The organism is Bradyrhizobium sp. McL0615, from assembly GCF_049993905.1.
Lineage (GTDB): Bacteria > Pseudomonadota > Alphaproteobacteria > Rhizobiales > Xanthobacteraceae > Bradyrhizobium.
The window spans coordinates 4,318,877-4,331,672 of record NZ_CP188254.1 but is presented as its reverse complement, the minus strand read 5'-3'; the positions used below and the strand labels follow the sequence as shown (position 1 = coordinate 4,331,672).

Genomic DNA, 12,796 nt, shown 5'->3' with positions numbered 1-12,796 from the left:
TATCACTTGCTTGAGCATGATCTTCTCGGAAAACCGGTATCCACTTTTCCGGATCATGCTCAGACCTGTTCGATCACGATGGAGTTGATCTCGTTGGCAACGTCGTCGAAGCGATCGGACACTTTCTCGAGATGCTTGTAGATCTCGGCGCCCACAATGAATTCCATCGAGCTGCCGCCGCGATGCTTGAGATACAGCTCCTTCAAACCGATATCGTGGAGGTCATCGATACGGCCTTCCAGCTTGCCGATCTCCTCGGTAATGGCGGTCAGCATCGCAACGTTGTTTCCGATCGCCTGCATCAGCGGCAGCGCGCGGCCGACCAGATTGGCGCATTCGACCAAAAGCGTCCCGATCTCGCGCATCGGCGGCTCGAACGTGCGGACCTCGAACAGCACCACCGCCTTGGCGGTCTGCTGCATCTGATCGATCGCATCGTCCATCGCCGTGATCAGGTTCTTGATGTCGCCGCGGTCGAACGGGGTAATGAAAGTGCGCCGGACCGCCGTCAGTACCTCGCGCGTGATGCCGTCGGCATCATTTTCGAACTGGTTGACACGCTGGCAGAACACCGGCGTTTCGTCGCCGCCACGCAGCATATCCTGAAGCGCCAGCGCCCCCTGCACCACCGTCTGGGCATGCCGATCAAAAAGATCAAAAAATCGCTCCTCTTTCGGCAAAAAGGCACGAAACCAGCGCATCAGCATTGGTCAAAATCCATCGTTCTGGAGGCCGTCGGGCAGCCCGTCACAGGGTTGTCATAGACCATTCGCAGGCAAAGCGCGCCACAGGGTGACCCGGGAACCGGGTCATCCACCGCTTTGTGACACCGAAAACTGCGCCAAAACCGGCCGTTTTACAGGGATCGGCGGAAATAATGCGCGATCTCGCCGATTACGCCGCGGCGGAAGGTCAGCACGCAGGCGACGAAGATGACGCCCTGGATCACCGTCACCCACTGCCCGAACCCGGCCAGATATTGCTGCATGGCGATGATGACGAAGGCGCCGACGACCGGGCCAAAGATGGTGCCGAGGCCACCGACCAGCGTCATCAGCACGATTTCGCCGGACATCGACCAGTGCACGTCGGTGAGCGAGGCGTTCTGCGCCACGAACACCTTTAGCGAACCGGCAAAGCCCGCGAGCGTGCCGGACAGGATGAAGGCAAGCAGCTTGTACTGGTCGGTCTTGTAGCCCAGCGAGATCGCCCGCGGCTCGTTCTCGCGGATTGCCTTCAAGACCTCGCCGAACGGCGAGTTGATGGTGCGATAGATCAAGAGGAAGCCGGCGAGGAACCCGGCCAGCACGACGTAGTACAGCACCGTCGGCTTGGCGAGATTGAAGATTCCGAACAGATAGCCCTGCGGAATGCCCTGAATGCCGTCTTCGCCATGGGTGAACGGCGCCTGCAGGTAGATGAAGTAGAGCAACTGCGACAGCGCCAGCGTGATCATCGAGAAGTAGATGCCCTGCCGCCGGATCGAGATGAAGCCGGTGACGACCGAAAGCGCGGCAGCGCCGGCGATGCCGACCAGAATTCCGAGTTCGGGCGACACGCCCCACACCTTGAGCGCATGCGCCGTGCAATAGCCCGCCGTCCCCAGGAACATCGCGTGACCGAATGACAGCAGGCCGCCATAGCCGATCAGCAGATTGAAGGCGCAGGCGAGCAGCGCGAAGCACAAAGCCTGCATCACGAAGAACGGGTAGATGCCGGTCATCGGCACAAGCCCCAGCAGCACCGCCATTGCCGCAAACACGATCATCTCGTCGCGCATCGCGCGCGGCGTTACCGGCAGTGTGTCGTCAGTCAATGCGCTCATGTCAGGCCGCCCGTCCAGTCAGTCCCGTGGGCTTTATCAGCAACACCAGCACCATCAGGACAAACACCACGGTGTTGGAAGCCTCGGGATAAAAATACTTGGTAAGCCCTTCGATCACGCCGAGGGCAAAACCGGTGATGATCGATCCCATGATCGACCCCATGCCGCCGATCACCACCACCGCGAACACGACGATGATCAGGTCGGCGCCCATCAGCGGCCGCACCTGGTTGATCGGCGCGGACAGCACGCCGGCCAGCGCGGCCAGGCCTACGCCAAGGCCGTAGGTCAGCGTGATCATCCTGGGCACGTTGATGCCGAACGCGCGGACCAGGGTCGGGTTTTCGGTCGCGGCGCGCAGATTGGCGCCAAGCCGAGTCTTTTCGATCAGATACCAGGTGGCAATGCAGACCACGAGCGAGAAGATGACCACCCAGCCGCGATAGACCGGCAGGAACATGAAGCCGAGATTCATGCCGCCCTGCAGCCCGCGCCATTCGCCGATCTGTGGGTAATCGGGAATCGCATAGGGCAGCCCGGACGAGCCGAAATAATTCTGGAACACGCCCTGCACGATCAGCGCGATACCGAAGGTCAGCAGCAGGCCATAGAGGTGGTCGAGGCCGGCCAGCCATTGCAGCATGGTCCGCTCCAGGATCATGCCGAAGATGCCGACCACGATCGGTGCTATCAGCAGCGCCCACCAATATCCGATGCCGGTGAGGCTCAGCAGGAAGTACGCGCAGAACGCGCCCATCATGTAGAGCGCGCCATGGGCGAAATTGATGATGTTGAGCATGCCGAAGATCACGGCGAGCCCGAGGCTGAGCAGCGCGTAGAACGATCCGTTGATCAGTCCCACCAAAAGCTGGGCGTATAGAGCTTGCATCGGTTTCGCACTCAATCTCGTTTAAGACGTGGAAATCGCGGGGACGCGAGAGGAAGCCCGCCGGCACGGCGCCGGCGGGCCATCATTGTTACTTCTTTACCAGCGGACAGACGCTTTCCGAAAGCGGCCGGAAGGCCTGGTCGGCCGGGGTGGTTCCGATCAGCTTGTAATAGTCCCACGGCCCCTTGGATTCCTCGGGCTTCTTGACCTCGAACAGATAGGCCGGATGAATCTTGCGGCCATCGGCGCGGATCGAGCCCTTGCCGAACAATGCATCGTCGGTCGGCAGTTCCTTCATCTTGGCGACAACCTTGGCGCCGTCATGCGGATTGCCGCTCATCGCCTCGAGCGTCTTGAAATAGTGGATCAGGCCCGAATACACGCCGGCCTGCACCATCGATGGCTTCGCCTTGTTCTTCATGCGCTCGGAGAAGCGCTTGGAAAACGCACGGGTGCCATCGTTCAGGTCCCAATAGAAGGTTTCGGTGAAGCTGAGGCCCTGCGCCACCTTCAGGCCGAGCGAGTGCACGTCGGTGATGAACAGCAGGAGACCGGCGAGCTTCTGGCCGCCGGCGACGATGCCGAACTCGGACGCCTGCTTGATGGTGTTGGTGGTGTCGCCGCCGGCGTTTGCCATGCCGATGATCTTGGCCTTGGAAGCCTGCGCCTGCAGCAGGAACGAGGAGAAGTCCGACGAATTCAGCGGATGCTTGACGGTGCCGATGACCTTGCCGCCCGACTTCACCACGACCGCCGTGGTATCGCGCTCAAGCGCGTGGCCGAATGCGTAGTCCGCAGTCAGGAAGTACCAGGTGTCACCGCCGGCTTTCACCAGCGCCTGCCCGGTGCTGTTGGCGAGCATGTAGGTGTCGTAAACCCAATGGACCGTATTGGGCGAGCACTGCGCATTGGTGAGATCCGACGTCGCCGCGCCGGTATTGATCATGATGGAGTTCTTTTCCTTCACCACATTGTTGACCGCCAGCCCAACGCCGGAGTTCAGCACGTCCATGAAGATGTCGACCTTCTCGACGTCGATCCACTGTCGCGCGATGGTCGTGGCGATGTCGGGCTTGTTCTGGTGGTCGGCGGAGATGAGGTCGATCTTCCAGCCCTTGGCCGCCAGCCCGGAATCCTCGATCGCCATCTGAGCAGCAAGCGTGGAGCCGACGCCGCCGAGGTCAGAGTAAAGTCCGGAATTGTCGGTGAGAACCCCGATCTTGATATTCTTGTCCTGCGCCATGGCGCCGCCGCCTGCGGCAAGCGCGAGCGCGGTGCCGAGGAACAGAGCTGAAATCCGATGTTTCATAGTAACTCCATAAATCGAGAGTGCAGCCATAGTAACGATTAAACGCCGAGATAGGTGTGGAGCTTGTCCATGTTGGCCGACAGCTCCGAATTCGCAAACCCGTCGATGACCTTGCCGTGTTCGACAATGTAGTAGCGGTCGGCCACCGTCGAGGCGAAGCGGAAATTCTGTTCGACCAGCAGGATGGTGAAGCCTTCCGACTTCAGCCGCGCAATAGTGTGGCCGATCTGCTGGATGATGACGGGCGCCAGCCCTTCGGTCGGCTCGTCCAGCATCAGGAAGCGCGCGCCGGTGCGCAGGATTCTTGCAATCGCGAGCATCTGCTGCTCGCCGCCCGAAAGCTTGGTGCCCTGGCTGTTGAGCCGCTCCTTCAGGTTCGGAAACAGTTCGAAGATCTGATCGAGCGACAGCCCGCCACTGCGCACGATCGGCGGCAGCAGCAGGTTTTCGCGCACGTCGAGGCTTGCGAAAATGCCCCGCTCTTCGGGACAGAACGCGATGCCCTTGCGTGCGATCTTGTCGGATGAGGCGCGGATGATGTCTTCATTGTTGAAGCGGATCGAGCCGGTGCGCTTGCCGATAATTCCCATCACCGACTTCAGCGTCGTGGTCTTGCCGGCGCCGTTGCGGCCGAGCAGCGTGACCACCTCACCGGCCTTCACATTGAAGTTGATGCCGTGAAGGATGTGGGATTCGCCGTACCAGGCCTGCAGGTCGGAGACGGAAAGAATTTCCGCGCCCGCCGTTTTGACGGCGGCTTCGGCCATTTTCAACTCAACCATGACCGGCCCCCAGATAGGCTTCCTTGACGCGCTCGTCCTTCGACAGTTCGGCATAATTGCCTTCTGCCAGCACCTGGCCGCGCGTCAGCACCGTGATGATGTCGGACAGGTTGGCCACCACGGAGAGATTATGTTCGACCATGAGAATGGTGTACTTCGCCGAAATGCGCTTGATGAGCGCTGCGATCTTGTCGATGTCTTCATGACCCATGCCGGCCATCGGCTCGTCGAGCAGCATCATCTCAGGGTCGAGCGCCAGCGTCGTTGCAATTTCAAGTGCGCGCTTGCGGCCATAGGGCATCTCGACCGCCGGTGTATTGGCGAATTCGCTTAAGCCCACATCATTGAGAAGCTCATGCGCCCGGCCGTTGAAGTGGTCGAGCACGCTCTTGGAGCGCCAGAAATCGAATGATGACCCATGCTGCCGCTGGAGCGCGACGCGGACGTTCTCCAGCGCCGTCAGGTGCGGAAACACCGCGGAAATCTGGAACGAACGCACCAGCCCGAGGCGGGCCACATCGGCCGGCGCCATCGCGGTGATGTCCTGCCCCTTGTACAGGATCCGGCCCGCCGACGGCCTCAAGAACTTGGTGAGCAGGTTGAAGCACGTCGTCTTGCCAGCGCCGTTAGGTCCGATCAGCGCATGAATACTGCCGCGGCGCACCTTGAGGGCGACATCACGAACGGCGAAGAAACCCGCAAATTCCTTGGTTAATCCGTGGGTTTCGAGAATGAACTCATCTGCCAAACAAATTTCCCCCATCAGCCGTCTCCGCGGGTTCGCCCCGCGCGCGGCCAATTTTTCCCTGTTAGGGCAAGCTCCGCGGGACGTCTTGGAAACCGTCCCGAGCCCGCCGCCTCCAGGCCGGAATATGCCGTCAACGGTATGGGTTAGGCAAGGTGGAAAGCTGCCACAGGGAAAGCGCGCGTGCCGGTTCCGGATTCACCATAAGTCGAATTGCGCCGACTGCCCGGCTCTGCCGGCTCGCCGTCCGCGCTCAACCGCGATCTTCGCGCCGGCAAGCCGTCGTTAACGGTGTTTTGCTGCAATCAAACGCTTTCACACAATATTTCTCCCTCCAGCGCATCATCACGCGATTTAGATAGTCAGGAATTGCCGCCTTGGAATTTCAAAGCGCCGGACCGTCGGTCGTCAAATCCATCAAACAGCGGGACCTGCTGAATACCTGGCTGCGGCTATACGCCCGCGAGCAGTCGATACCGCGCATGTCGGAATACCAGCCGGAGCGGATCGAGGACGAACTCCCCGACCTGGTGTTCTACACCGTCGATACCAGTTCGCAGCCGCCGCGCCTGACCATCCAGAGCGACGGCACACGTATGTCGAGCGCTTATGGAAATACGGGCAAGGGCCGCCGTCTCGATGAGTATCTGGGCGCGAGGCTCGCTCCAATGGTGATGCCGGTCTACTACGAATGCATCGCGCGCCGCCTGCCCGCCTTTACCATCGCCAATATGGACGACATCTACGGGCGAATCGTCGCCTATGAGCGGCTGTTGCTGCCGTTCTCCGACGACGGCAGCGTCACCCACATCATCGCTTCGCTGAAGACCATCAGCGAGGACGGCGGCTTCGAGATCAGGAACCTCATACGCGGAAACGACAAGCTGCCGGTGCCGACGCTGCGCACCATCATCGACTGCGATCTCTTCCATCGCGCACCCGGCCGCATTCCGTCCGGCGATGCGCTGGAATTCGGTTAAGCCGATGGAATTCGCGAGCGCCGATCCCTCGGTAATCAAGTCGATCAGGCAGCGCTATCTGCTGAACGAATGGCTGCGCCTGGCCGGCAAGCGGCCGCCGATGCCTCTGCAGCGCGATTTTCAACTCGACCGTGTCGACGAAGAGACGGTCGATATGATGGGGTATGACGTTGTCGGCGAGGCCGACGGCGCACGTTTCCTGATCACGCACCAGGGCGCCAGGCTGGCCACCACCTATGGCAACGAGCGCGTCGATCCCGCTGCACGGCGACGCTTTCTCGACGAGGCCATCGGGCCCGAGCGCTATGGCTACGTCGTCGATATTTATCGCACCTGCCTTCGGCACAAGCGGCCGGTCTATTCAATCTCGACGGTGGATGATGCCGACGGCAAGGAGGTGTCCTACGAACGGCTGCTGATGCCGTTCGGCGAAGGCCAAGCGGTCCAGCAGATTATCGGCTCCTTCAAGAGCATCAGCATTGAAGGCGGCTTCAAGATCAGCAACCTCATGGGTCTGAGGCCGAAAGCCGAACCCGTGATTCTGGTCAGGGCGATCATCGATCGCGCTTTCGTGCCGGCTCAAGCAGCCTCGCACTCCCCCGGCGAAATTATCGAGCTCGACTAGGCCTTGCGTCCGCGCGGCTTCGATGCGACCTCGCTCGCGTAGACGTCCGGCTTGAACCCGACCAGCAGCTTGCCGCCGAGATCGAGCACCGGGCGCTTGATCATCGAGGGCTGCGCCAGCATCAATGCCAGCGCCTTGCGTTCGTTCATGCCTTCCTTGTCGCTGTCGGGCAGCTTCTTGAATGTCGTGCCCGCGCGGTTGAGCAGCGTCTCCCAGCCGATTTCGTCGGACCATTGCTTGAGCTTGTCCCTGGCGATGCCGGCAAGCTTGTAGTCGTGGAAGTCATAAGCGACGCCGTGATCGTCGAGCCAGCCGCGCGCCTTCTTCATGGTGTCGCAATTCTTGATGCCGTAGATGGTGATAGGTTTTGTCATTCCGTCCGCCAAATTGATTCCGTTATTGTTTACGCCGCACCCGGCTCGAGCGCTTCACCCAGCTCGATCGGATTCGCCATCGTCTCGTGCAGCTTGTCCTTGTCAAGTTCGCCTTCCGAGCGGCTGATGACGATGCAGGCAATGCCGTTACCGATGGTATTGGTCAGCGCCCGGCATTCGCTCATGAACTTGTCGATGCCGACAAGAATGGCGATCGACTGGATCGGAATGTCGGGCACGATCGAAAGTGTCGCCGCGAGCGTGATGAAGCCCGCTCCCGTGACGCCGGAGGCGCCCTTCGAGGTGATGATGGCGACACCGAGAATGCCCAGTTCCTGCCAGATCGTCAGGTGGGTGTTGGTCGCCTGCGCCAGGAACAGCGTCGCCAGCGTCATGTAGATATTGGTGCCGTCGAGATTGAAGCTGTAACCCGTCGGAATGACCAGACCGACCACCGGGCGCGACGCGCCGAGATGCTCCATCTTTTGCATCATCTGCGGCAGAACGGTTTCCGACGATGAGGTTCCGAGTACGATCAGCAGCTCGTCCTTGATGTAGAGAATGAAGCGAATGATCGAGAATCCCGAGATCCGTGCGATCGAACCAAGAACGATCAGTACGAACAGAATGCTGGTCAGATAGAAGGTCGCGATCAGCGCGATCAGATTCCACAGCGAGCCGAGGCCGTAGGCGCCGACGGTGAACGCCATCGCGCCGAAGGCACCGAGCGGGGCGAGGCGCACAATCATTTGGATGATGCGAAAGAACATCTTTGCGGCCTGATCCACCGCATAAGAGATCGGCTCGCCGGCTTTACCCAGAAATGCGATGGCAAAGCCTGACAGGATCGACACCAGCAGGACCTGCAGCAGGTCACCGCGGGCGAGCGCGTCGAAATAGCTGTCGGGAATGATCGCAAGCAGATGCGCGACGATGCCCTGTTCCTTCGCCTTGGTGACGTAAGTGGCAACGGAATTTGGATCGATCGTCGCCGGGTCGATGTTGAAGCCACGACCGGGCTGAAGCACTTCGCCGACGATGAGGCCGACCGCCAGCGCCACCGTCGAAACGACTTCGAAATAGATCAGCGCCTTCAGCCCGACCCGGCCGACGCGCTTCAGATCACCCATCGACGAAATGCCGTGCACCACCGTGCAGAAGATCACCGGCGCGATCATCATCTTGATCAGCGCGATGAAGCCGTCGCCGAGCGGCTTCAGATCCTTGCCGAAATCGGGAAAGAAGCGACCGACCAGGATGCCAAGCGCGATCGCGATCAGAACCTGAACATAGAGGATTTTGTACCAGGGCTGATGACGCGCGGCGGGACGGGCGGCTTCGGTAGCCATGGGATTGCTCCGGGCGGGAGGATCAGCATGGGATAGAGCGCGATGGCAGGATAATCACATTCATGTGGCAGATGCCATCGGCCTTTATGCGTCGTCGATTTCGCCGGGAGCAGACCGATTTTTTGCAGAGCCTGCCAGCGAATCTATCATAGACTGGCGCGTCACTCGCTTCGGGAACGACCGATGGAATTCACCATTCTGTTTCTGGCTACCGCCATCGTGATGCTGATCGCCTGGCGCGGTCAGCGCCCGCTGGCGCTCGGCCTGTTCGGGGCCGTCCTGATCGCGTGCGTTGCCACCTATCTGCATCATGCGACCGATACGCTGAAACTGTCGTTCTGAGCCACACATGACCCAGGCGCGCGCCATCACGCTGAACGCCCTCAGCCTTTACGGGGTGGCGCTGATACTGGCGGCGGCCTTCGCGACGCAGTTCATCCTTCAAGAACTGCCCTGCCCGCTTTGCTTGCTGCAGCGCATCCTGTTCGCGGCACTGGCCGTCGGGCCGATCCTCAATATCCGCTTCGGGCCCCGCCCCAGCCACTATGCGATGTCGCTGCTGGCGGCGGTGGCCGGCGCGGTGGCGTCGACCCGGCAGGTGCTGCTGCACATCATGCCCGGCGACGCCGGCTATGGTTCGGCGCTGCTCGGCTATCACTATTATATGTGGGCGCTGCTCGGCTTCATCACAGCCATCGTCCTGATTGCGGTGATCCTGTTGTTCGACCGCCAGTTCGAAGAGGACAAGGCCGTCCTGCCGACCACCGGCGGCGCCTTCGCGCAAATCGCCGTGTGGCTCGTGATTGCGCTCACGGCCGCCAACGTGATGACGACGCTGCTCGAATGCGGCTTCGGCGCTTGCGCCGACAACCCCGTGATGTACGAGCTGCTTAAGCGCGGCTCATAGCGTTTTCGAGCGAAGTGGGTAGCGGTTCGCGTGAAGAAAACGCGTCAAAACAAGAATCTAGAACTTCTGTTCTGACTCAGTCAGAACAGAAATTCTAAGGTCGCTTCGGTATCTCGAGCCCGCGCTGCACCGCCGGCCGGGCGAGCCCGCGTTCCAGCCATGCTGGCACCTGCTTCAGCGTATCGAACGCGACGAGATCGCGCGCCCCGTAGAAACCGATCAGGTTGCGCACCCAGCCGAGCATGGAAATATCGGCGATGGTGTACTCGTCATCCATGATCCATTGCCGCCCGGCAAGCCGCGTCTCCACCACCTCCAGCAGGCGCTTCGCCTCGGCGACGTAGCGCTCGAGCGGCCGCTTGTCGGCAAAATCCTTGCCGGCAAATTTGTGGAAGAAGCCGACCTGTCCAAACATTGGTCCGATCCCGCCCATCTGGAAGTGCAGCCACTGGATGGTCTGGTATCGCCGCGCCGGATCGGCTGGCAGAAGCTTGCCAGTTTTTTCCGCCAGATATTGCAGAATCGCCCCCGACTCGAACAGCGGCAGAGGCTTGCCGCCGGGGCCATCGGGATCGAGGATGGCCGGGATCTTGCCGTTCGGATTCAGCGACAGGAATTCCGGCGTCTTCTGGTCGTCCTTGTTGAAGTCGACCAGATGAACTTCGTAGGGCAATCCGATCTCTTCCAGCATGATCGAGACCTTGACGCCGTTCGGCGTCGGCAGCGAATAAAGCTGAAGGCGGTCGGGATGTTTGGCGGGCCAGCGCTTGGTGATCGGAAAGGCGGAAAGATCGGGCATCAGAACTCGTTTTGCATGGTTGTTGTTGCGCGGCTAATGTACGGCTGATGCCGCATATAACAAGGGCCCGCGCCGTCCATGACCGATCAACCATCTCTGGCGAAGCTCGGCCTCACCGATGAGGAGCTCGCGGCTCACCCGACCCTGTTCGCGGCCAATGCGCTGAAGGATCAGGTCGTCATCGTAACGGGCGGCGCCGGCGGCATCGGGCGGGCGATCGCCTGGCTGTTCGCGCGGCTGGGCGCGCACGTCGCTGTGGTCGGGCGTGACGGAGGCAAGCTCGATGCGCTCGTCGCTCAATTGGCCGGCCGTGATCTCAATGCCTCCGCGCATATAGCCGACATCAGGGAGCCCGATGCGGTCAACGCCCTGTTCGACACGGTCTGGGCCGCGCATGGCCGCGTCGACAGCCTCATCAACAGCGCCGGCGGGCAGTTTCCGCAAGCCGCGATCGATTTTTCCGTGAAGGGCTGGAACGCGGTTATCAATACCAACCTGAACGGCACCTGGTACATGATGCAAGCAGCCGCGCAACGCTGGCGCGACCACAAGCATCCCGGCAGCATCGTCAACATCGTGGTCGTGACCACGCACGGCCTGTACGGCATCGCCCACAGCATTGCCGCGCGGAGCGGCGTGATCGGGCTCTCGCGCGCCGTCGCCGTCGAATGGGCACCCTTGAACATCCGGGTGAACTGCGTGGCGCCCGGCGCGATCGAAACCGAGGGCTGGAACGTCTATACGCCGGAAGCCCGCGCCACCTACCCGCGCTCGAATCCGATGATGCGCACAGGCTCGCCCTGGGACGTCGCAGAGGCCTGCGTCTTTCTCGCCGGACCGTCGGCGAAATTCGTGACCGGCGAGACGCTGACAGTCGACGGCGGCAGCCAGCTCTGGGGCGAGACCTGGACGACAGGGAAACCCGCCTATTTCGGCGGCGACGATAAGTGACGTGCCGAGTAGTCATGACGCGTTATCGCCTCGCCATTTTCGACTTCGACGGCACGCTGGCCGATTCCCTTCCGTGGTTTCGTGCCTCCTTCCAGGACATGATCACGCGGTTCGACCTTGCGCCCGTCCGCGACGACGAGGTGGAAGGGCTGCGCGGCATGTCGGCCCGCGAAATCATGGCGCGGCTCAACGTATCCATGTGGCAACTGCCGGCTATCGTCAGCGACATGCGAAAACGCAAGCTCGCCGCAGCAGGCGAGATATCGCTGTTCGCGGGCATCCCGGCCATGCTGGCCGACCTGCAACGCCAGGGCATCAGGACCGCCATCGTCAGTTCAGACAGCGAAGCCTCCGTAAGGCAGGTGCTCGGACCCGTCACCAGCCTGATCACCCGCTTCGACTGCGGTGCTGCGATGTTCGGCAAGCACTGGAAATTCCGGAGAGTCGCGCGCAAGCTCGGCGCAAAACCTTCGGATACGATCTGCATTGGCGACGAGATCCGCGACATCGAGGCCGCGAATGCCGCCGGCATGGATTCCGGCGCGGTGGCCTGGGGCTACGCACTCCCGAGCGCGCTGAAGGCGGCGGGACCGACGCATCTGTTCAATTCGATCGAGGAGATGATGCAGCGGCTCACCATGACGAAATAGTCCTTCGCGGAATTTCCGCTGAATAACTCCGATATTTGCCTGTCATACCCACAGAGGCCACCGCACGAGGTGTGCGTGGCCGTTCAAGCTGCGGACGAGCACGAACTCCCTAACCATCCAGCCAATCGGCTCGATTGGATATTCGTCTACGCTACGCGCGTCGTACAACAAGGTGACATGTGGCGTGAAATTCGTGTTGGCCAGCCGCCGCAACCCTCTTCGCGCCATAGCGGCGCCAAGCGTTTGCCGAAACGACTGCAGCCGGCGCAATCCTTGTTCTCCGATCAGGACGAATGGGCAATTGCCCGGCCGCCCCCGAAAGCTTGCCGTGCGATCGAACGCGACCTCGAACGGCTCGGTTCGCACATCCATGGCCGCCTCCCACGCAGCGCAAAGATGGCTCTCAGGCAATCCGCTGAGAGCGAACAGGGAGATGTGCAACCGATCGCGTGCAATAAGCCTGCCGTCAAATTGATGCGCGCGCTTGAGCACGCCAGCCAACTGGTGAATTCGCTCTGCCGTGCCCGCATCGGGAACGGCCGCGAGGAATAATCGGGCACCACTACAGCTTGCAAACTCGTCCATGATTGACTAGAACAGATCATGAACAT

The 12,796-nt window shown here is 61.0% G+C and carries 16 protein-coding genes; 6 read left to right on the top strand and 10 right to left on the bottom strand.

All coding sequences use genetic code 11. The features are described 5' to 3' along the window. Window positions 1–59: 59 nt before the first annotated feature. From ACPPVP_RS20370 to ACPPVP_RS20345, 6 genes are all read right to left on the bottom strand, one after another. Window positions 60–704 carry a DUF47 domain-containing protein gene (locus ACPPVP_RS20370; RefSeq protein ID WP_426537963.1) on the bottom strand — a complete coding sequence of 215 codons (645 nt, stop codon included), beginning with the start codon at window positions 702–704 and terminating at the stop codon, window positions 60–62. 152 nt (window positions 705–856) lie between these two features. Then, window positions 857–1,825, bottom strand: a complete 969-nt coding sequence (locus ACPPVP_RS20365) for a branched-chain amino acid ABC transporter permease (protein ID WP_426537457.1) — start codon at window positions 1,823–1,825, stop codon at window positions 857–859. Between the two features lies 1 nt (window position 1,826). Further along, window positions 1,827–2,714, bottom strand: coding sequence for a branched-chain amino acid ABC transporter permease (locus ACPPVP_RS20360; protein WP_426537455.1), 888 nt, complete (start codon window positions 2,712–2,714; stop codon window positions 1,827–1,829). A gap of 88 nt (window positions 2,715–2,802) precedes the next feature. Continuing rightward, window positions 2,803–4,023, bottom strand: coding sequence for an ABC transporter substrate-binding protein (locus tag ACPPVP_RS20355; protein ID WP_426537453.1), 1,221 nt, complete (start codon window positions 4,021–4,023; stop codon window positions 2,803–2,805). A 38-nt stretch (window positions 4,024–4,061) separates the two neighbouring features. After that, the gene (locus tag ACPPVP_RS20350) at window positions 4,062–4,805 is read right to left on the bottom strand and encodes an ABC transporter ATP-binding protein (RefSeq protein WP_426537451.1); all 744 of its coding nucleotides are present in this window, start codon (window positions 4,803–4,805) and stop codon (window positions 4,062–4,064) included. Next, window positions 4,798–5,553 carry an ABC transporter ATP-binding protein gene (locus ACPPVP_RS20345; protein ID WP_426537449.1) on the bottom strand — a complete coding sequence of 252 codons (756 nt, stop codon included), beginning with the start codon at window positions 5,551–5,553 and terminating at the stop codon, window positions 4,798–4,800. Before ACPPVP_RS20345 ends, ACPPVP_RS20350 begins: the two co-directional genes overlap by 8 nt. 374 nt (window positions 5,554–5,927) lie before the next feature. Here ACPPVP_RS20345 and ACPPVP_RS20340 point away from each other — a divergent pair, with 374 nt between their 5' ends. Together ACPPVP_RS20340 and ACPPVP_RS20335 are read left to right on the top strand one after the other, a co-directional pair. Further along, window positions 5,928–6,530, top strand: a complete 603-nt coding sequence (locus ACPPVP_RS20340; protein WP_426537447.1) for a PAS domain-containing protein — start codon at window positions 5,928–5,930, stop codon at window positions 6,528–6,530. 4 nt (window positions 6,531–6,534) lie between these two features. Further along, window positions 6,535–7,155 (top strand): hypothetical protein, encoded by a 621-nt coding sequence (locus ACPPVP_RS20335; RefSeq protein ID WP_426537445.1) that lies wholly within the window; start codon window positions 6,535–6,537, stop codon window positions 7,153–7,155. On the opposite strand, the gene ACPPVP_RS20330 is transcribed toward ACPPVP_RS20335, so the two are convergent. Together ACPPVP_RS20330 and ACPPVP_RS20325 are read right to left on the bottom strand one after the other, a co-directional pair. Further along, window positions 7,152–7,529 (bottom strand): ArsC family reductase, encoded by a 378-nt coding sequence (locus ACPPVP_RS20330; protein ID WP_426537443.1) that lies wholly within the window; start codon window positions 7,527–7,529, stop codon window positions 7,152–7,154. The genes ACPPVP_RS20335 and ACPPVP_RS20330 overlap by 4 nt on opposite strands. A 29-nt stretch (window positions 7,530–7,558) precedes the next feature. Next, entirely contained in the window at window positions 7,559–8,878 is a 1,320-nt protein-coding gene (locus ACPPVP_RS20325; RefSeq protein WP_426537441.1) for a dicarboxylate/amino acid:cation symporter, read from the bottom strand. Between the two features lie 183 nt (window positions 8,879–9,061). Here ACPPVP_RS20325 and ACPPVP_RS20320 point away from each other — a divergent pair, with 183 nt between their 5' ends. Together ACPPVP_RS20320 and ACPPVP_RS20315 are read left to right on the top strand one after the other, a co-directional pair. Continuing rightward, on the top strand, window positions 9,062–9,220 hold the full coding sequence (locus ACPPVP_RS20320) for a DUF5993 family protein (protein ID WP_426537439.1): 159 nt from the start codon (window positions 9,062–9,064) through the stop codon (window positions 9,218–9,220). A gap of 7 nt (window positions 9,221–9,227) precedes the next feature. Further along, window positions 9,228–9,785, top strand: a complete 558-nt coding sequence (locus ACPPVP_RS20315; RefSeq protein ID WP_426537437.1) for a disulfide bond formation protein B — start codon at window positions 9,228–9,230, stop codon at window positions 9,783–9,785. A gap of 94 nt (window positions 9,786–9,879) precedes the next feature. Here ACPPVP_RS20315 and ACPPVP_RS20310 read toward each other — a convergent pair whose 3' ends face one another. Then, window positions 9,880–10,584: a glutathione S-transferase family protein gene (locus ACPPVP_RS20310; RefSeq protein WP_426537435.1), complete on the bottom strand. Its 705-nt coding sequence runs from the start codon at window positions 10,582–10,584 to the stop codon at window positions 9,880–9,882. Between the two features lie 78 nt (window positions 10,585–10,662). Here ACPPVP_RS20310 and ACPPVP_RS20305 point away from each other — a divergent pair, with 78 nt between their 5' ends. Both ACPPVP_RS20305 and ACPPVP_RS20300 read left to right on the top strand, forming a co-directional pair. Beyond that, window positions 10,663–11,535 (top strand): SDR family oxidoreductase, encoded by an 873-nt coding sequence (locus ACPPVP_RS20305; RefSeq protein WP_426537433.1) that lies wholly within the window; start codon window positions 10,663–10,665, stop codon window positions 11,533–11,535. Between the two features lie 14 nt (window positions 11,536–11,549). Beyond that, the gene (locus ACPPVP_RS20300; protein ID WP_426537431.1) at window positions 11,550–12,185 is read left to right on the top strand and encodes an HAD hydrolase-like protein; all 636 of its coding nucleotides are present in this window, start codon (window positions 11,550–11,552) and stop codon (window positions 12,183–12,185) included. 42 nt (window positions 12,186–12,227) lie between these two features. Here ACPPVP_RS20300 and ACPPVP_RS20295 read toward each other — a convergent pair whose 3' ends face one another. Next, the gene (locus tag ACPPVP_RS20295; protein WP_426537429.1) at window positions 12,228–12,770 is read right to left on the bottom strand and encodes a 2'-5' RNA ligase family protein; all 543 of its coding nucleotides are present in this window, start codon (window positions 12,768–12,770) and stop codon (window positions 12,228–12,230) included. Between the last annotated feature and the right edge of the window lie 26 nt (window positions 12,771–12,796).

Coding starts and splice junctions, on each gene's coding strand:
- ACPPVP_RS20365 (WP_426537457.1), bottom strand. CDS start 1,825: ATGAGCGCATTGACTGACGACACACTGCCGGTAACGCCGCGCGCGATG.
- ACPPVP_RS20360 (WP_426537455.1), bottom strand. CDS start 2,714: ATGCAAGCTCTATACGCCCAGCTTTTGGTGGGACTGATCAACGGATCG.
- ACPPVP_RS20355 (WP_426537453.1), bottom strand. CDS start 4,023: ATGAAACATCGGATTTCAGCTCTGTTCCTCGGCACCGCGCTCGCGCTT.
- ACPPVP_RS20350 (WP_426537451.1), bottom strand. CDS start 4,805: ATGGTTGAGTTGAAAATGGCCGAAGCCGCCGTCAAAACGGCGGGCGCG.
- ACPPVP_RS20335 (WP_426537445.1), top strand. CDS start 6,535: ATGGAATTCGCGAGCGCCGATCCCTCGGTAATCAAGTCGATCAGGCAG.
- ACPPVP_RS20330 (WP_426537443.1), bottom strand. CDS start 7,529: ATGACAAAACCTATCACCATCTACGGCATCAAGAATTGCGACACCATG.
- ACPPVP_RS20325 (WP_426537441.1), bottom strand. CDS start 8,878: ATGGCTACCGAAGCCGCCCGTCCCGCCGCGCGTCATCAGCCCTGGTAC.
- ACPPVP_RS20320 (WP_426537439.1), top strand. CDS start 9,062: ATGGAATTCACCATTCTGTTTCTGGCTACCGCCATCGTGATGCTGATC.
- ACPPVP_RS20315 (WP_426537437.1), top strand. CDS start 9,228: ATGACCCAGGCGCGCGCCATCACGCTGAACGCCCTCAGCCTTTACGGG.
- ACPPVP_RS20310 (WP_426537435.1), bottom strand. CDS start 10,584: ATGCCCGATCTTTCCGCCTTTCCGATCACCAAGCGCTGGCCCGCCAAA.
- ACPPVP_RS20305 (WP_426537433.1), top strand. CDS start 10,663: ATGACCGATCAACCATCTCTGGCGAAGCTCGGCCTCACCGATGAGGAG.
- ACPPVP_RS20300 (WP_426537431.1), top strand. CDS start 11,550: ATGACGCGTTATCGCCTCGCCATTTTCGACTTCGACGGCACGCTGGCC.
- ACPPVP_RS20295 (WP_426537429.1), bottom strand. CDS start 12,770: ATGGACGAGTTTGCAAGCTGTAGTGGTGCCCGATTATTCCTCGCGGCC.